The sequence below is a fragment of the Lentzea californiensis genome (assembly GCF_024648825.1).
Classification (GTDB): domain Bacteria; phylum Actinomycetota; class Actinomycetes; order Mycobacteriales; family Pseudonocardiaceae; genus Lentzea; species Lentzea californiensis.
In genome coordinates this window covers 832,471-851,022 of the sequence record NZ_JANBBE010000001.1, presented here as the reverse complement: position 1 = coordinate 851,022, position 18,552 = coordinate 832,471, and the positions used below count along the sequence as shown (strand labels likewise).

Genomic DNA, 18,552 nt, shown 5'->3' with positions numbered 1-18,552 from the left:
TGCCTTCGGCTTAACGTTCTCTTTGGACTAATCCGCCACAAGACGGCTGACGAGGTCCTGTTCGGCCGCGTCGAAGTACTCGTCGAGCTGCTGGACCGCCTGTTCGACCGTGCCGTTGTTCAGCAGTTCCACGATCTTGCGGTTCCACGGCAGGTAGGTCTGGTGGAAGGCCTCGACCTCGTGCGCGACGCGGAAGGCGAGCATGAGCTCGGCGAAGAGCCGGTCGGACTCGTCGCTCAGCCGGGCGCTGCCCGCGAGGCCGACGATGCCGCGGTGGAACTGGATGTTCGCGCTGCCGGTCTTGCTGAAGTCGTTCTTCTCGGCGCGGGCCACGGCCTGGCGGACCGGTGCTCGCACCGCTTCCCGCTGCGCGTCGCCAACGGTGTGCCAGAGCCTCAACGCTCCACCCTCGATCACCCGGCGTGCGGCGTAGAGGTCGCGCACGTCGTCGCCGGTCGGGCGGCGGACGAACACGCCGCGGCTGTGCTCGTGCACCAGGATCCGGTCGCGGGTGAGCAGCCGGAACGCTTCCCTGAGCGTGTTGCGGCTGACTCCCAGCGCTCCGCCGATCGCTTCCTCGCTCAGGCGCAGGCCCGGTTCCAACTCGCCGAGGAGCACCCGCTCGCGCAGCATGTCGGCGACCTTCTGCGCGGTGCTCGCGCGCTCCAGATCAGCCTTGCTCTGGGCCAGCGTCGACACCCACGTCTCGGTCACCTCGGCAGTCTATTTGCAGGATCGTTCGATTGCCCTATCGTAGAATCGTTCAACAATCCCACAATCTGTCGATCGAGCGCGCATGGGAGGACGGCCATGGACCTGAACGCGGACCTGGGCGAGGGCTTCGGCCACTGGACCCTCGGCGACGACAAGGCCCTGCTGACCGTTGTGACCAGCGCGAACGTCGCCTGTGGCTACCACGCCGGCGACGCGGACACGATGCGCGAAACCTGCGCCCTCGCCGCCGCGGCAGGAACGGCCATAGGCGCCCACGTCGGCTACCGGGACCTGGCGGGCTTCGGCCGCAGGTTCATCGACGTAGCCCCGGACACGCTCACCAACGAGGTCCTGGCCCAACTGGGGGCCTTAACGGCCTTCGCCCGCGCCGCAGGCACCCGCATCTCGTACGTGAAGCCACACGGCGCCCTCTACAACACCCTGGTCCGGCACGAACCCCAGGCAGACGCCGTGGTCGACGCGGTCCGCCTCTTCGACCCGACACTCGCGGTGCTGGGCCCACCAGGAGCGGTCTGGCTGAAGCGAGCCTCGGTGGCAGGCCTGCGCGTCTGGCACGAGGCCTTCGCGGACAGGGCCTACACCCCATCCGGAACCCTGGTCCCGCGCGGCGAACCGGGAGCCGTCCTACGCGATCCTGCCGAGATCGCGGCCCGCTGCGCACAACTGGCGACCGAGGGCTGGATCCGCAGCGTCTTCGGCCGCCCGGTCCGAATCCAGGCCGACTCGATCTGCGTGCACGGCGACACCCCGAACGCCGTGGAAATCGCCCGCGCGGTCCGCTCGGCCCTGGAGGCGGCAGGAATCGCGGTAGGCCGCGTGGAGTCGCCACTACGCCACACCCGCCAGGCAGTCTGACGCCCCACAACGCGCCGGCCGCTCCAGCCCAGTCAGCCTGCGGCCCACCTGCCCAGCGTGCTCTCGCCGCCCAGCACCAGTCCCGTAATTCGTCCGCCCAGCCAGCTCATCCGCGCAGCCTGCCCGGCCCGAACCCACCTGCCTACTGGGCCCGTCTGCTCGCGACCCCGCCGATCACACCGACTGCCGGACCAGCGCAGCCGCCCCCACCAGCCCGGCCTCCCCGCCCAGTTCGGCCGCCCGCACCTCGAGCCCGGCCAGGTAGGAGAGCCCTGCATGGGTCTTCAACGTCCGCCGCACCGGCTCGAACAGCAGCTCCCCGGCCTGCGCCACCCCACCCCCGATGACGGCGAGCTCCAGGTCGCACACCGCGGCAGCCCCGGCGATCGCCATCCCGACGGCCTGACCGGCACGTTCGAACGCCGCCAGCGGGATCTCCTCGCCCGACATGGCGGCGGCGGCGAGCAGGGCGGCGTCGGCGTGGTCCGGTGCCGGCCAGCCGGCGTGGCGTGCCCAGGCCACCATGCGCGGGCCGGCGGCGATGGTCTCCGCGCACCCGCGGCCGCCGCACGTGCAGGGTTCGCCGTCGGGGTCCACGACGACGTGGCCGATGTGGCCCGCGTTGCCGGTACGGCCGCCGAACGGCCGTCCGTCCAGCACCAGCCCGCCGCCGACACCCGTCGACACGACGAGGCCGACCATGAACGTGCTGCCCTGGCCGGCGCCGCGCCAGTGTTCGCCCAGGGCCATGCACACGCCGTCACCCGCGAGTTCCACCGGGACGTCCGGGAACAGCGACGCCACCGACGACCGCAGCGGGAACTCCTGCCAGGACGGCACGTTGATCGGCGAGACGGTGCCGGCGGTCGTGTCGACCGGGCCCGCCGAACCGATGCCCACGCCCGCCACGGCCGAGTCCTGGACCACCTCGGAGATCACCGAGACGACTGCGTCCCAAGGGTTTTCGGACGGCGTCGGCACGCGCGAGGAACGCACCACCGAGCCGAAGGGGTCCACCAGGGCGGCGGCGATCTTGGTGCCGCCGAAGTCCAGTGCCAGCACCAGATCAGTCACGGTGACGCAGCTTAACCAGCCACTTCGAGACGGATGGGCGCAGTGGTGCGGACCAGGTCGCCCGCGGCCACGCGCACGACGGCCGGCCACGTGCCCGGCGTGGCCCAGGCGGGCGCTGCGAGCGTGAAGTCGAGCGGCAGCCGGCCCTGCGCCGACACCGTCCCGCCCACGCAGAACGGCCCGGCGAACTCCCACGAGGAGCGCGGCGACAGCAACCGGGCCTGAACCGGCAGGTCACCGTGCGCGCCGGAGGCGAGCACGACCCGCACCGGCGCCGATTCCCCCGGCCTCACCGACACCACGGCCGGCGCCGAGGCCACCCACAGCACCTCGACGGGCTCGTCGCCGTCCCACTCGGGCACGGTCAGCAGCACCACGTCGTAGACCTCGAAGGGCAACCCTTCCAACGTGGCGCGCACCGGGTGGCAGCCGGGGATCCGCGGCGGCACCAGGCGCACCTCAGCCGACACGTGGCCGCCGGCCGGGACTGACACCGGCAGCGAGTCCCACGACGCCGACCAGCCGTCGGGCAGCGAGAGCCGGACGACGCCGGAGAACGCCGGACCGTCCGACACGGCCACCACGCGCAGCAGGGAGGGGCCGAGCACCTCCAGGTGGACGTTCGCGGGCAGGCCGCCCAACGGTGCGGGCTCGTGCAGCCAGTAGCGCGCGAACACCGGGGTCACGGCAGGTGAGACCGGCCCCAGCGGAGGCCCGGCCAACGCCAGTCGCGACGCCACGGACGGCAAGGTGCCACTGGAAGGGCTGCGCGAACCGAGCACGGCGAACAAGGAAGAGGGCCCCAGGTGCCCGACCTCGTTCCACAGCGTGAAGGTCGTGGAGCCGACCATCTTCTCGCCGACCTCGCTGTGCCAGACGCTCACCGGCCCGACCAGCCGAGGCGCTTCCAGTGCAGGACCGTCCACGGCGACGAGAGAGGCGATCGGGTCGTACGACAGGACGTAGTGGGTGGACGCGATCTCGGTGCCGAAGCCGCGCTTCCAGCCGTGATCGATGTCGTCCTCGACCAACGAGTAGGTGCGCCATCCGTGCGCGGGCACGTCACGCGCCAAGAACGTCACTGTCACGCCGTCCACCAACGTCGGCAGCAGAACGCCATCGCACTCCACGTGCACGTTGCGTTCGAACGGCAGATGCACGGACACGATGTCGGTGCACGCCGAGGACAACGGGTTCCACACGACAACGGACGTGTCCACAGTGGACGTCAAGGCCGCGAGCGACCGCGAGATGACGTCGGACCGCAGGTCGAAGGCCTCCCGCGGATGCGCCACCGCTGCACGGGAGAGCGCGGCGGCCGGATACGTGGCCCCGGTCAGCCGAGCCGCGTGCGAAGCGAACACGGCAGCAGGCGAGTCGTCCACTGGTGCAGGCGGCACGGGCACAGACCCGCGCACGTAGTAGTCGCGCGGCAACGAGCAGATGATCCGCGGCCACGTGTAGCGCGCGCTCCAGTCGTGGTGGATCGCGGTGACCCACGGGTTCGGAGCCTCCCGATCGGAACCGACCGGCATCATCACGTGCGGTGCGGTGACTCCGGCCCGCAACTCCAGGAACGAGTCGTAGACCGACCGCTCGGCCTCACCCAGCGACGAGGCCGTCAGCAGCGATCCGGGCGGCAGCAGGGACAGCGTCGGCGGCACACCGACCACATTGGACTCGGACCCGACGACCTCGACCCGCCCCTCGGAGATCAGCCGCAGCAGCAACGAGCGGTGCTGCGGGAACGTGTCCCAGTACGGCTGCAGCAACTCGACCGACGTCACCGCGAACCGGTAGGCGAGATCGGTCAGCGCCAGGTCCAGATGGGCGCGCACAGCAGCGAACGGTGCGTCGCCCGCGACGTGCCCGACGAGGTGCACCGTCCACCCCGGCGAACCCACGACCAGCGAGAACGTGCACGACTCCTCGCCGGCGGCCGACCGCACGACGGCCTGGGCGGGCACCACGGCACCGGGCGGGTGCTCGGACACGTCGACGGCGAGCTCGTACCCGAACGGCCCCGGCACCAGCGAACCGCCGTGCCGCGGGGAGTGCAGGCTCGGCCCGGACACGTGCGCGTGCACCGGTCCGGCCAAGGTGGGCGACGTCAGCCGCACCACCTGCAGCAGCGCGGTCCGAGGCCCGACGAACAGCTCGGTGGACTCGGCGGCGATCACCGGACGATCGCACCACTGTTCACCAGGCGGCGAAATACCCCGATGGTGGCGTTCTACCTCTTCAGCATCCGGGTCAGGCCGGCGGCCACGGTCGTCGCCAGGATCCAGCCCGTCACGATCAGCCCGGACGCGATCCACTGCGACGCGCCCGGCGTCTGCCAGCGGTTCTTGTTGCCGAAGTCGACGATCGGCACCACCAGGTCGATCGTGTAAAGCCAGGCGTTCCACGGCAGGTGGTCGTCGTCGTTGATCTCGGTCAGCGGTCCCTTGACCTGGAACCAGATGCTGCCGACGACCCACGCCGCGATCAGCCACCCCAGCGCACGCGCCGGCCGGTAGCCGTAGCCGACCATCGACCGCTGCAGGAAGCTCCACACCAGCACCAGCGGACCGAAGAACCGCATGCCCTCGGCGACCGCCTTGTACCGCAGGCGTTGCTTCTCGATCAGCACGGTCGAGGCGTGCTCCTCGTTGCCGGCCGCCGTCAGCATCTCGGCGAAGTGGTCGTACGGGCGCGGGTGGTAGCTGCGCCGCATCGCCTGCCGCAGCCAGCGCAGCCGCTGCTGCACCTGGTCGTCGTCGCGCAGGTCGATCGGATAGGCGAGCGAGTCGTAGCGGAAGTCGTCGAGGTCGATGAAACCCGTGGCGTTCCAGAAGTTCTCGTTGTCGTCCAAAGACGTGCAGCGCGCCTGCCGCAGCGTCACGAGACCCTTGGGCGGTGACACGACGTTGAGCATCAGCTCCTGCACCTGCATGCCCATGGCGTTCAACGCGTGGCTGTCGAGCTTGTAGCCGAGCACGGCGCCGTTGAAGTTCGCCATCCGGCCGATCATCGCGCGACGGCACCGCACGCCGCCGTGCGCGACGAACTCCTTGTCGCCGCGCGCGCAGATGAGGTCGCGGCCGATGGTGGCGCCACCGATGTCGAGCGACGGCTTCTCGCGCGGCTGGTGCCGGTACTTGCCCGGCTTGATCAACCGGCTGCCGCGCAGGTCGAGGTTCGCGCCGACGGTGATGCCGCGCAGCTCCAGGCCGCCGGCGACATCCGACTCGCGCACCACGAAGTTGCTGCCGATCTGGGAACGGTTGGCCAGCACGGCGTCCGCGGCCGGGTTGTCCACAGTGGCCCGTTCGATGGTGATGCTGCCGCGCACGTGCGTGTCGACCATGCGCAGCTGGCCCTTGATCCGCACGCCGCGGCCGACGACGTCACCGCCGATCTCCGCGCCGTCGACGTGCAACGCGCGGCCCGAGCCGGTCGGGTCGGTGCCGACCGACGGTGGTGACACGGCGTCCAGCACGGCTTCTGCCAGCGAGAACGTGCCGCCGATCTTCGCGTTCACCGCGCGGACCGTGCCGTGGCTGGTGAAGCCGCGATCGAGCGCCAGGTCTCCGGACACGTCCACGCGGTCGAGGAAGAGCGTGGCGGACGGATCGGCGTGCGGGTCGCTGGAGGCCGTGAAGTCCGACCCGCGCGAGAGCGTCGCGCCGCTCAGGGACAGCGTCGAGCTGATCCGCGCGTTGGCCAGGAACACCACGCCGTGCGAGGTGAACGCGCCGAGGAAGTTGCCGCCGACCTGCATGCCGTTGCCGTTCAACGTGTAGCCGTCGGCGTTCTCCAGCACAGCGCTGCCGAGGTTGACGTTGCCGCCGATGCGCGCGCCCGCGAGCCGCACCTCGCCCTCGGTGACGATGCCGAACCCGAGCAACGCGCCCGCGACCGTCAGCCGGTCACCGTGCAGGCACAGCCCGCCCGGCACGCTGAACCTGGTGTCCCGCAACAGGACTGAGCCCGCGATCTCGGCATCGGTGAAGTCGGTGAGCCCCGAGACGCGGCAGTCGAGCAGCGACACGTCGTTGCCACTGCTCAGGTTGCGCGCTTCGAGACCGGGCAGGTCGCAGTCGGTGAACGAGATGCCCGCCAGGTTCGCCTGCCGCAGGTCCGGCGCCGCCTCGAACTGGCAGCGCTCGAACTCCAGCACGTACGGCACCTCGACCGCGCGCAGGTCGAGGACGTCGGTGACCACCCGGTCCACCACGCGGATGACGGGTGGGGTGCTCGGCTTCCGCCGAGGCAACCTCCACCCGCCGCCACCAGAGTTGTCGTTCTCCCCCAACAGCCCCCGCAGCACTTCCGCCGCGGCGACTTTCCCCCTCGCCACCAGACCAGGCTAGCCCGTACGGGACACGCCCCTAGGCCGGATCGCTCGGGCCGTGGTGCGTCGGGTCGAGCACGCGTGCCAGGAACTCCTGGGTGCGCGCCTCCTGCGGGTTGCCGATCACCTCGGCCGCCGGGCCCTCCTCGACGATGTAGCCGCCGTCCATGAAGATCACCTTGTCGGCGACCTCGCGGGCGAACTGCATCTCGTGCGTCACGACCAGCATCGTCATGCCCTCGTCGGCGAGCTGGCGCATCACGCCCAGCACGTCACCGACGAGCTCGGGGTCGAGCGCCGAGGTGGGCTCGTCGAACAGCATCACGTCGGGGTCCATCGACAGCGCGCGGGCGATCGCCACGCGCTGCTGCTGGCCGCCGGAGAGCTGCGCGGGCATCGCGTTGGCCTTTTCCTTGAGGCCGACCCGGTCGAGGTTGCGCAGGGCGATCTCCTGCGCCTCCTTCTCGCCGCGCTTGAGCACCTTGCGCTGCGCGACGGTGAGGTTCGCGAGGACGTTCAGGTGCGAGAACAGGTTGAACGACTGGAAGACCATGCCGATCTTCGTGCGTTCCCGGTCGATGTCGACGTCGTGGTCGGTCAGCTCGACACCGTTGACGACGATCTTGCCGCCGTTCGGCTCCTCCAGCAGGTTCACGCAGCGCAGCAGCGTCGACTTGCCGGAACCCGACGGGCCGATGATGCAGACCACGTCACCGCGGTTGACCGTGACGTCGATGCCCTTGAGGACGTCCAACGAGCCGAACGACTTCTTCAGCCCGGTGATCTCAACGGAAATCTCGCTCACAGGACGGACACCTTCTTCCCGCCGGAGCGGCGCTCCAGGTACCTCGACAGGTACCCGAGAGGCAACGTGATGATCAGGTAGCACAGACCGACGACGAGGATCGGGGTGAGCGACGGGCTGCGGCTCAGCGTCTCCCGCCCGAACTTCGTCAGCTCGTACTGGTCGCGGGCCAGTCCGATGATGTAGATCAGCGAGGAGTCCTTGGTCAGCAGGATCAGCTCGTTGGTCAGCGGCGGCAGGATGATCCGGAAGGCCTGGGGGATCACGATGGTGATCATCGCGCGGCCCTGCGACATGCCCAGCGAGCGCGCGGCCTCGACCTGGCCCTTCGGCACGGCCTGGATGCCGGCGCGGATGGTCTCGGCCATGTAGGCGGCACCGACGATGCCGAGCGCCAGCATGACCGTGGAATAGATGTCGAACTGGATCTGGAACGCCAGCGGCACACCGAACGCGAGGCCGATGAACACCAGCAGAGCAGGGATGCCGCGGAAGAACTCGATGTAGATCGTCGCGATCCAGCGGTACGGCGCGATCGACGAGAGTTTCATCAACGCGAGGACGAGCCCGAGCGCGAGGCCGAACGCGAAGCCGAGTGCGGTGTAGATGAGGGTGTTCTTCAACGCGATGGTGATGACGTTGGGGAACATGTCCCCCATCGTCTTGAAGTTGAAGAACGCCGTGCGGATCTGCTCCCAGTCGGCGAGGAACGCGATCACCAGGGCGACGACGACGAGCAGCGTGTACTGCGAGTACCGGAAGTACTCGGCCCGCTTGCGCTTGGACAGCGCCATGTAACGACTCCTAGCGGATGTGGTTCGGACGCGAACGGGGCGGCGTCGTCCGCCGCCCCGTCAGCTCAGATCGCTACTTCTTCTCCGGCTTCTTGCCGAACCACTTCTGGTAGATCTCGTCGTACTTGCCGCTGTCCTTGGCCTTCTTCAGGACCTCGTTGACCTTGGCGGCCAGCGCGGTGTTGCCCTTCTTGATGCCGATGCCGTACTGCTCGTTCGTGTCGAACTCGGCGGAGACGGCGGTGTCCGGGAACTCCTTGACGTAGTCGAGGAGCACGCCGTTGTCGTTGATCGCGGCGTCGACGGCACCGGTGCGCACGGCGGTCTCCATCAGCGGGAGGTCCTCGAACTGGATGACCTCGTAGCCGTTGGCGGCCTTGTTGTCGTTCGCGTAGATCTCACCGGTGGTGTCCTGCTGGACGCCGATCTTCTTGCCCTTGAGGTCCGCCAGCGCCTTGATCGGCGAGTCCTTCTTGACCAGCAGCGCCTGCGAGGCCTCGAAGTACGGGTCGGAGAAGTCGATCGCCTGCTTGCGTTCTTCCTTGATCGTCATACCGGCGGCGGCGAGGTCGCACTGGTTCGCGTTGAAGCTCGCGCCGGACGTGATCGTCTCGAACTGGGTGTCGAAGATCTCCTGCTTAACCTTCAGTTCTTCGGCGATCAGGTCGACCAGGTCGACGTCGAAGCCGACGGTCTTGTCACCTTCGGTGTACTGGAACGGCTTGTAGGACAGGTGGGTGCAGGTGACGAGCTTGCCTTCCTTGACAAGCTTGATCCCACCGTCGGTGGTGCCACCGCCGCTGTTCGTGCTCGTCGCGCATCCGGCGAGCGCGGTCAGCGCAAGGGCCGCTGCGGGCAGTAGGGCGAGCACGTGCCTGGATCGACGAGCCACTGCGTCACTCCTCGTAACTGTCGCGGACGAGTGAACGGGATCCTGCCACTCGGTTGACGCGGTGGACAGCACGTGGGTGTTACAGGCCACTGCCTTGCAATGATTTTGCGTCAAATCGCTCTTCTGGGCACAGAATCTTGCGTGATTTGGGCCAGATCACACAACGTCTTCACGTATTGCGCACGAATGATAACCATCTGCGAGCGTGTCCTTGATCAGGATTTGATCACGACGGCGCTGGTCAGCGTGTTCTTTCGGTCAGCAGACCCGCCACCAGAGCGGTCCAGCCGGTCTGGTGGGTGGCCCCGAGACCTTCACCCGTGTCCCCGTCGAAGTACTCGCTGAAGGTGACGTGGCTGCGCCAAAGAGGTGACTCGGACGCCTCGACCCGCTTGCCGTCCGACGGCCGGCGCCCGTCGTGGTCGGGCAGGAAGAGCCCGACGAGCCGGTCGCTCAGCTCGTCCGCGACCTGGCCCGCGGTGACCCAGCGTCCGGAGTGCGTCGGCATCTCGACCTGGAACATGCCGTCGTGGAACGCGCAGACCGTGCGCAACGCCTCCACCAGTAGCGCGTTGGTGGGCAGCCAGACCGGGCCGCGCCAGTTCGAGTTGCCGCCGAACATCGGCGTGTGCGACTCGCCAGGCTCGTAGCCCATGCGGTGGTCCTGGCCCGCGACCTTGACCTCCAGGCCCTCGCGGTGGGCGGCGGAGAGGCTGCGGATGCCGTGCGGCGACAGGAACTCCTGCTCGTCGAGCATCCGGTGCAGCACACGCTTGAGCTTGTGCTCGTCGAGCAACGACACGAACGCCCCGCGCTCGTAGTGGAAGTCGATGAACTGCCGCAGCTCGGGCCGTCTCTTGAGCAGGTGCTCCAGCCGGCTCGTGAACCCGTGCAGGTCGCTGAGCACCCACGGTTCGAGGACAGCGCTGGCCAGCAACGGGATCAGGCCGACCATCGACCGCACGCGCACCGGCTCGGACTCGACCTCACCGTCCGGGCGGCGCCGCGAGACGCGGTCGTAGCAAAATCCGTCCTCGTCGTGCCAGATGCCGCCGCCGTGCGACCCGAAGTGCGTGAACGCCTCCGCGATCGACAGGAAGTGCTCGACGAACTTCGTCGCGACGTCCTCGTAGGACTCGTCGTCGCGCGCCAGCTCCAGCGCGATCTGCATGAGGTGCAGGCTGTACGCGGCCATCCACGACGTGGCGTCGGACTGCTCCAGCCGCCACTCGCCCAGCATCGGCTCGGACCGGTTGACCGGCCCGATGTTGTCCATGCCGAGGAACCCGCCCTCGAACAGGTAGCTGCCGCCGGCGTCCTTGCGGTTGACCCACCAGGAGAAGTTGAGCAGCAGCTTGTGGAAGATCTTGGCGAGGAACCCGCGGTCCCTGCTGCCGTCCGCGCGGTAGACCTGCAACGCCGCCCACGCGTGGACCGGCGGGTTGACGTCGCCGAACTCCCACTCGTAGGCGGGGATCTGGCCGTTCGGGTGCATCATCCACTCACGGCAGAACAGCAGCAGCTGCTCCTTCGCGAACGCTGGGTCGACCAGCGTGAACGGGATGGTGTGGAACGCGAGGTCCCACGCCGCGAACCACGGGTACTCCCACTCGTCCGGCATCGAGATGACGTCGGCGACGTCGAGGTGTCGCCAGTGCACGTTGCGCGCCTCGGGCGTACGTCTGGAACTGGGCGCCTCGGGCTTCGTCGGGTCGCCGTCGAGCCAGTCGCGGGTGCGGAACCGGTAGTGCTGCTTCGTCCACATGAGACCCGCGAGCGCGCGCCGCAGCACGTGCTTCTCCTCGGGCCTGGCCTGCGGCGCGATGGCGTCGTGGAACTCGTCGGCCTCGATCTTCCGCCGCTGCACGGTCTCTTCGAAGCTCGGCCCGAACGGGTCCAGGTGCCCGTCGCCGCCGATGAGCCGCAGCCGGACCGTCACCGTCTCGCCGGGCTCCACGGGGTCGAACGAGTACCAGGCCGCGAACTTGGTGCCCGCGACCCCGGCGTCGTCCGGCCCCACGACCTGACAGCTGCTCGTGCTGCCGCGCACCACGTAGTCGCAGATGCCGTCCTTGGTCCACGGCGACGGGTTGTGCTCGGCCCCGAAGAGCGACACCTCGTTGGTCTCGTTGTCCGTCATGAGCATCGACGGCGAGTCGTCCAGGTGCAGCGTGTACCGGCCCAGGTTGCCGTGGTCAGCCGTGACCTTGCGTCCGGCCGTGGTGCTCGCAACGAGCTGGCACGGCCGTTGGTCCCGGCCCCACGCCCACGTGTTGCGGAACCACAGCTGCGGCAGGAGGTGCAACGGCGCGTCCTCGGGCCCGTGGTTCGTCGCGCTGATCTCGATGCAGATGTCGTCCGTCTCGGCCTTCGCGTAGGTGACCTGGACGTCGAAGAACCGGTTCTCCTCGAGCACCCCGGTGTCGCTGAGCTCGGGCTCGCGGTTCTCCCGGCCGGCGTGGCGCGCCATCTCGCGCAGCTGGTCGTACGGGAACTCGCGCTGCGGATACCGGTAGACGACCTGCATCCAGGAGTGGGTGGGCGTCCCGTCGGTCACCCACCAGTGCTCCTTGGCGTCCTCACCGTGGTTGCCCTCTTCGTTGGTGAGGCCGAAGTACCGCTCCTTGAGGATCGGGTCCTTGCCGTTCCACAGGGCGACGGCGAAGTTCATGAACCCGTGCACGTCGCAGATGCCGGCGATGCCGTCCTCGCCCCACCGGTAGGCGCGCGCACGGGCGTGGTCGAACGGGAACGACGCCCACGCATCACCCTCGGGCGAGTAGTCCTCGCGGACCGTGCCCCACTGGCGACCGGAGAGGTACGGCCCCCACAGCCGCCACGGCGAAGTCGGTGTCTCCGACTCCGCGAGACGCGCCCGTTCCGCTTGTTCGCCCATCGCCCCAGTGTGGGACACCAGGGAGGACAGGCGGTCGGACCCGGGTGTGGTCTGAGTCCTACCTCACTAAACATCGGCTGGAACGGAGACCGGGTGTGACCTGATCGGCGCATTTCGATCGCGTCCGAACGAGCGCACCATGCGTGGGTGACCGAGGACGAGGTCTTCGAGCAGGCCGTCGAGGCGGCGCTGCGTCCGGGCGGGCACGGGGAACCGCCTGGTGATCCCGAGGCGCTGCGGGCCGTGCTGCGGGATGCCAAGGCGTGGATCGCCGCTTCGGCGCGTGCTCACCACGACCGCTACGCGGAGCTCAGGGTCGGAACCACGCGCGCTCTGGCCCGTGCCGCGGTGAAGCACCCGTTCCTGTGGCGGTGTCTGCTGCTCGTCGTGATTCCGGTGACCGAGTGCCTGCTTGCGGCGCTGTTGTTCAAGTACGGGGTCAACGGCAACCCCGCGCTGCCCGTCGTCCGCAACACGGTGATCGCCGCCGAAATCGCCGTGTTGGTGCTCGGGGTGTCGTACCTGACCGTGATCGGAAGGACGGTCGCGTGGTTCTGGGGAGTCCTGGGGCTGGGCTGCATCACCCTCGCCGTGGTCAGCGCGAACCTCGTCGCGCTGATCGTGGGCCCCTGGTTCGCGCTGTTCGCCACCGTGCCGCTCGGCATCCTGACCGTCTGGGGCGTGGGCCACCTGACCGAAGCCCTCAACGCACTCCTGCCACCGGCGATGCTCGCCGCCAGGTCCGCAGCGGCGGAGCAGGCGCTCGAAGAATGGCGGTCGGCGATGCTGAACGACGGCGTGCTGCCCGCACTGCGCGCCGAGCTGGGCGGCACTCGGATCGTGCCCGGCACCGAGCTCATGTTCGGCGACGCGCGGAACCTGCACCGGGGTGGGTCGCTGATCAGCCACCAACCGGTGCCGGCGGGCAGGGAGCTGGCCGAGCTGGTCGACACCCTCGACGGCGGCAGCTTCGCGCTCGCCGGCCCGCGCGGTTCCGGCAAGACCAACCTGCTGAGGGCGTTCTGCCGGGGCGCCTACCGCCGGCAGGGCCAGGCCGCCGACCTGAGCGTGCTGGTCGCGGCACCGGTCGACTACGTCCCGCGCGAGTTCGTGCTGCACCTCTACGCGCAGGCCTGCCACGCGGTGCTCGCCCATCTCCGCGAGGCCGCTCCCAAGGTCGTCCCGCGTCACCGGCGGGTCCGGCACGACGAACGGCGCCGGCTGGCCAGGTCGGCGCAGCGGGGTCTCCGCGACATCGCGTACGTCCAGACCCTCACCGGTGAGACCAGCGGGAAGTTCGGCTTCCGCGGTGCGGAGCTCGCCTACAAGCGCGGGACCAGCCTGACCGGCCGTCCGCCGACGTATCCCGAGGTGGTGGACGACTTCCGCGGGTTCGTCGGCGCCGTGGCCCGCACGCTGGACCCGGTGCGCGTGGTGATCGCCATCGACGAGATCGACCGCATCGGTGCGGGCGAGCCCGCCCGCAGGTTCCTCAACGAGATCAAGGCCGTGTTCGACGTGCCCGGCTGCTACTACCTGATGTCGGTGTCCACCGAGGCCCAGCACGACTTCGAGCTCGCGGGCATGGGGCTGCGCAGCGTCTTCGACAGCTCGTTCGACGAGGTCGTCAGGGTCGACTACCTGGACTTCCAGCTCGCCCGCGGCCTGATCAGCAGGTCGGTCGACGGGCTGCCCGAGGTGTTCGTGGCGCTCGCCTTCGCGTTCTCCGGGGGACTCGCCCGCCAGCTCACCCGCTCGGCCCGCGCGATCGTCCGGCAGGTGCGGGGCACGTCGCTGGCGGCCGTGGCCGAGAAGCTGGTCGCCGACGAACTGGACCGGGTGTGCAAGACGACGAGTGACGCGCTGACGGCGCTGGACGACCGCGACGGCGTGACGAAACTGCTGCGAGTGCTCGCCGATCCGGACGCGGACCTGCACGTCCTGCGCGAACGGGTGCAGGCCTCCTACACCTCGGAGCACACCGCGATCGGTGATCTCGCGGACAGGGCGGCGGCACGGATCGCGTTCCTCGCCGTCGTCCGCGACTACTTCGCCGACGACCTGACCGAGGTCGTCCCCGCGCAGGTCGACGCACTCGCGAGAGCGCGCCGCTACGCGGGGAGCAACCCGGCCACAGGCCTGGCCCTGCTCGAGGAGTTCAGCTCTGCTTCGACTGCGCGTCGAGGACCAGGGCCACGGCCTCGGTGACCCGAGCCGCGTGCGCCAGGTGCAGCCACTCGTCGGGCACGTGGCAGTTGGAGTCCGGCCCGATCGCCCCGGTCACCACGAACTGCGCGTCCGGGTAGGCCTCGTGCAGCAGCCCCATGAACGGGATCGAGCCGCCCAGCGACACGGTCCGCCAAGGCGCGCCGAACACGTCCTTGCCGGCGTCGTCCAGCACGGCGGACAACCAAGGTGCCAGCTCAGGGGCGTTCCAGCCGTCGGCGAACTCGACCCGTGAGAGCTCCACGGTCGCGCCGTAGGGCACGTCGGTGGTGAGCTTCTGCTTGACCGCTTCCAGCGCGACGGCGGCGTCGGCCGTCGGCGGCAGGCGGAACGACAGCACCAGCGTCGTGAACGGCCGCAGCACGTTGCCCGCGTCGTCCGGCAGGGGCAGGCCCTCGGCACCGGTCACGGACAAGGTCGGCCGCCACCCGGAGTTGAGCGCCAGCTCCACCTCGTCGTCGGACATCGGCCGCAGGTCACCGACGCGCGGAACCGCACCCCACAGGGCGCCCGGCGCGGCCTCGACGGCCTCGCGGACCTCGGCCAGCCGGGCCGCCGGGATCTCGACGTGCATCTCCGGCACGAGGACCTCGCCGGTCTCCGAGTCCTCCAGCCGGTCCAGCAGCACCCGCGCGATCCGGAACGACGACGGCACGATGCCGGACGCCATGCCGGAGTGCAGGCCGCCGTCGAGCACCCGCACGGTGGCCGTGACCTGCACCAGGCCGCGCAGCGACGTCGTCAGCCACATGCGGTCGTAGTCGGAGCCGCCCGAGTCCAGGCAGACCACCAGGGACACCCGGCCCAGCCGTGAGGACAGGTGCTCCAGGTAGGCGGGCAGGTCGGGCGAACCCGACTCCTCGCCGGTCTCCAGCAGCACGACGCAACGGGCGTGCGAACCGCCGGCGGCGCGCACGGCCTCGATAGCGGCGATTGCGGCATATCCGGAGTAACCGTCATCGGCCGCGCCACGGCCGTAGAGACGTCCGTCACGCAGAACCGGGGTCCACGGACCGAGGCCCTCACTCCAACCGCCCACCGGTGGCTGCTTGTCGAGATGGCCGTAGAGCAACACCGTGTCGTCGGACGAGTTACCGGACGCGGGCACGTCGACCATCAGGAGCGGCGTACGTCCCGCCAGTTGGACGACTTCCAGCACCGCTCCCGGAATCGCACGTGACTCGATCCAGAGGCGTACGTGCTCGATCGCGGCGGCCAGTTCGCCGTGCTCTTCCCAGGCGGGGTCGAACGCGGGCGAGATCGCCGGCACGGCGACGAGCTGAGACAGGCTCGGGACGATGTCGTCGTCCCAGAGCGTCCTGACGGTGCTGGTCACAAGTGAGCGGTCCACCTCTCGATCCTGTCACGACTCCGCCTCCGCTCGCGTCCGTAGCCTCTACTCAGAGACCCGCAGCTAAGTTAACGATCGGTAACCGGGACATCGGCGTCCGGTAGTCGGACGGCCTAGTCGGAGGACAAAAGGTCGAACCTCCGACTGTTGTCGCTGATCAGAACGTTGACTCATGTGTTACGAAGTGGGACGGGTCTCACCAACTCGGGTGAGGCCGTGTCAGGATGTGGTCGTAAGCCACCGTCACCGTCGACGGCTGCCTCCGGCCCCACAGGGTTGGCGGCGACCGCCGACGTCGCCGCACGAGGTCGTCACGAGCGATCAGGCGGTCGGAGAAGACAGAGGAGAAGGCGCATGTCGTCCCCTGAGCAATGGACGCACCCTGAGCCGGATGCAGCGCCGGCCGCCACTGCCGCAAAACCGACAGCGGAACAGGTGATCGCAGGCTTGCGAGCGACAGACGAGGGCGGTGCCGACCTGGTGCAGCTGCTCACCCCGGAGGGTGAGCGGGTCCAGCACCCGGACTTCGACATCGACATCACGCCGGAGGAGCTGCGCGGTCTGTACCGCGACATGGTCCTGATCCGCCGGGTCGACCGCGAGGCGAACGCCCTGCAGCGCAAGGGCCAGCTCGGCATCTGGGTGCCGCTGCTCGGCCAGGAGGCCGCGCAGATCGGCGCCGGCCGTGCGATGCGCCAGACCGACATGGCGTTCCCGAGCTACCGCGAGCACGGCATCGCGTGGACGCGCGGGATCAACCCGACGGAGCTGCTCGGCATCTTCCGCGGCACCGACCAGGGCACCTGGGACCCGGTCGAGAAGCGCTTCCACCCGTACACGATCGTCATCGGCAACCAGGTCCTCAACGCGGCCGGCTACGCGATGGGCCAGAAGTTCGACGGCAAGGTCGGCGACGACGAGGGAGAAGCCACCATGTGCTTCTTCGGCGACGGCGCGACCAGCCAGGGTGACGTGCACGAGGGCTTCGTGTGGGCCGCGGTCTACGACGCGCCTCTCGTCTTCTTCTGCCAGAACAACCAGTGGGCCATCTCCGAGCCCACCGAGCGCCAGTCGCGCCTGCCGCTGTACCAGCGCGCCCGCGGCTACGGCTTCCCCGGCATCCGCGTCGACGGCAACGACGTCCTCGCGACGCTCGCCGTCACGAAGTGGGCGCTGGACGAGTGCCGCCACGGCAACGGCCCGATCCTGATCGAGGCGTTCACCTACCGGATGGACGCGCACACCACCTCCGACGACCCGACGCGCTACCGGCTGTCGGACGAGCTCGAGATGTGGAAGCTCAAGGACCCGATCGAGCGCGTGAAGGTCTACCTGGTCCGCCAGCAGTGGGCCGACCACGAGTTCTTCGAGGGTGTCGAGGCCGACGCCGACAAGCTGGGCGAGGAGCTGCGGGAGTTCTGCACGAACATGCCCGACCCGCCCGCTGAACGGATCTTCAGCAACGTCTACGCCGAGGGCAACCACAACCTCGAAGCGCAGCGCGACGAATTCCTCGACTACGTCTCGGGTTTTGCTGGAGGTGAGCACTGATGGCTGCTCCGACCATGGACCGTTCCTCGGCTGCTGCTCCGGCGTCCCCGGTGCAGACGCTCACGATCTCCAAGGCGCTCAACATGGGCTTGCGGGCGGCCATGGAGGCCAACCCCAAGGTCATCATGATGGGCGAGGACATCGGCAAGCTCGGTGGCGTCTTCCGCATCACCGACGGCCTGCAGAAGGACTTCGGTGAGCAGCGCGTGCTCGACACGCCGCTCGCGGAGTCCGGCATCATCGGCACCGCCGTGGGCCTCGCGATCCGCGGTTACCGCCCGGTGTGCGAGATCCAGTTCGACGGCTTCATCTTCCCGGGCTTCGACCAGATCGTGTCGCAGGTCGCGAAGCTGCACTACCGCACCCAGGGCAAGATCAAGCTGCCCATCGTGATCCGCGTGCCGTTCGGTGGCGGCATCGGTGCGGTCGAGCACCACTCGGAGTCCCCGGAGTCGTACTTCGCGCACACCGCCGGCCTCAAGGTCGTCTCGTGCTCGAACCCGGCCGACGCGTACTGGATGATCCAGCAGGCGATCGACAGCGACGACCCGGTGCTGTTCTTCGAGCCCAAGCGCCGTTACTACGAGAAGGGCGAGGTCGACACCACGGCCCAGCCCGGCAAGCTGTTCGAGTCGCGCGTGCTGCGGTCCGGCACGGACGCGACGCTGGTCGCGTACGGCCCGATGGTCAGGACGTCGCTCGACGCGGCCAACGCGGCAGCGGAGGACGGCACCTCCCTGGAGGTCATCGACCTGCGCACGCTGTCGCCGCTGGACCTCGCGCCGGTCTACGACTCGGTGCGCCGCACCGGCCGCCTGATCGTCGTGTCCGAGGCGCCGTCCGAGTCCTCGATCAGCAGCGAGATTGCAGCGAAGGTCCAGCAGGAGTGCTTCTACTCCCTGCAGGCACCGGTGCTGCGGGTGACCGGTTTCGACACCCCGTACCCGCCCTCGAAGCTCGAGGAGGAGTTCCTCCCCGACCTCGACCGGGTGCTGCACGCCGTCGACCGCTCTCTCGCCTGGTAAGGGGACAACCGG

General features: G+C 69.1%; 13 protein-coding genes. 4 read left to right on the top strand and 9 right to left on the bottom strand.

From position 1 onward, the window contains the following. Positions 1-27: 27 nt before the first annotated feature. Positions 28-714, bottom strand: a complete 687-nt coding sequence (locus tag LX88_RS04575) for a GntR family transcriptional regulator (RefSeq protein ID WP_258946575.1) — start codon at positions 712-714, stop codon at positions 28-30. A 96-nt stretch (positions 715-810) separates the two neighbouring features. Between LX88_RS04575 and LX88_RS04570 the strand changes: the two genes are divergently transcribed. Continuing rightward, entirely contained in the window at positions 811-1,590 is a 780-nt protein-coding gene (locus tag LX88_RS04570) for a LamB/YcsF family protein (protein WP_258946574.1), read from the top strand. Positions 1,591-1,764: 174 nt separating this feature from the next. Here LX88_RS04570 and LX88_RS04565 read toward each other — a convergent pair whose 3' ends face one another. The 7 genes from LX88_RS04565 to LX88_RS04535 all read right to left on the bottom strand — a co-directional run bounded on the left by LX88_RS04565 (position 1,765) and on the right by LX88_RS04535 (position 12,387). Further along, positions 1,765-2,664, bottom strand: a complete 900-nt coding sequence (locus LX88_RS04565; protein WP_258946573.1) for an ROK family protein — start codon at positions 2,662-2,664, stop codon at positions 1,765-1,767. A gap of 11 nt (positions 2,665-2,675) precedes the next feature. Then, complete coding sequence (locus LX88_RS44160; RefSeq protein ID WP_258946572.1) at positions 2,676-4,844, bottom strand: NEW3 domain-containing protein; 2,169 nt, start codon at positions 4,842-4,844, stop codon at positions 2,676-2,678. Between the two features lie 53 nt (positions 4,845-4,897). Next, positions 4,898-7,006 (bottom strand): hypothetical protein, encoded by a 2,109-nt coding sequence (locus tag LX88_RS04555; RefSeq protein ID WP_258946571.1) that lies wholly within the window; start codon positions 7,004-7,006, stop codon positions 4,898-4,900. 31 nt (positions 7,007-7,037) lie between these two features. After that, positions 7,038-7,805 carry an amino acid ABC transporter ATP-binding protein gene (locus LX88_RS04550; protein ID WP_258946570.1) on the bottom strand — a complete coding sequence of 256 codons (768 nt, stop codon included), beginning with the start codon at positions 7,803-7,805 and terminating at the stop codon, positions 7,038-7,040. Continuing rightward, positions 7,802-8,599, bottom strand: coding sequence for an amino acid ABC transporter permease (locus tag LX88_RS04545; protein ID WP_090066256.1), 798 nt, complete (start codon positions 8,597-8,599; stop codon positions 7,802-7,804). The genes LX88_RS04550 and LX88_RS04545 overlap by 4 nt, the downstream gene beginning before the upstream one ends. Before the next feature lie 73 nt (positions 8,600-8,672). Continuing rightward, positions 8,673-9,491: a transporter substrate-binding domain-containing protein gene (locus LX88_RS04540; RefSeq protein WP_258946569.1), complete on the bottom strand. Its 819-nt coding sequence runs from the start codon at positions 9,489-9,491 to the stop codon at positions 8,673-8,675. Between the two features lie 241 nt (positions 9,492-9,732). Beyond that, the gene (locus LX88_RS04535; RefSeq protein ID WP_258946568.1) at positions 9,733-12,387 is read right to left on the bottom strand and encodes an MGH1-like glycoside hydrolase domain-containing protein; all 2,655 of its coding nucleotides are present in this window, start codon (positions 12,385-12,387) and stop codon (positions 9,733-9,735) included. Positions 12,388-12,534: 147 nt separating this feature from the next. On the opposite strand from LX88_RS04535, the gene LX88_RS04530 reads away from it, so the two are divergent. Next, complete coding sequence (locus tag LX88_RS04530; protein WP_258946567.1) at positions 12,535-14,595, top strand: P-loop NTPase fold protein; 2,061 nt, start codon at positions 12,535-12,537, stop codon at positions 14,593-14,595. On the opposite strand, the gene LX88_RS04525 is transcribed toward LX88_RS04530, so the two are convergent. Further along, on the bottom strand, positions 14,546-15,964 hold the full coding sequence (locus tag LX88_RS04525) for a M20/M25/M40 family metallo-hydrolase (protein WP_258946566.1): 1,419 nt from the start codon (positions 15,962-15,964) through the stop codon (positions 14,546-14,548). The genes LX88_RS04530 and LX88_RS04525 overlap by 50 nt on opposite strands. Before the next feature lie 354 nt (positions 15,965-16,318). On the opposite strand from LX88_RS04525, the gene pdhA reads away from it, so the two are divergent. Then, the gene (gene pdhA / locus LX88_RS04520; protein ID WP_090066251.1) at positions 16,319-17,515 is read left to right on the top strand and encodes a pyruvate dehydrogenase (acetyl-transferring) E1 component subunit alpha; all 1,197 of its coding nucleotides are present in this window, start codon (positions 16,319-16,321) and stop codon (positions 17,513-17,515) included. Beyond that, entirely contained in the window at positions 17,515-18,540 is a 1,026-nt protein-coding gene (locus tag LX88_RS04515; RefSeq protein ID WP_090066250.1) for an alpha-ketoacid dehydrogenase subunit beta, read from the top strand. The genes pdhA and LX88_RS04515 overlap by 1 nt, the downstream gene beginning before the upstream one ends. Positions 18,541-18,552 lie beyond the last annotated feature (12 nt).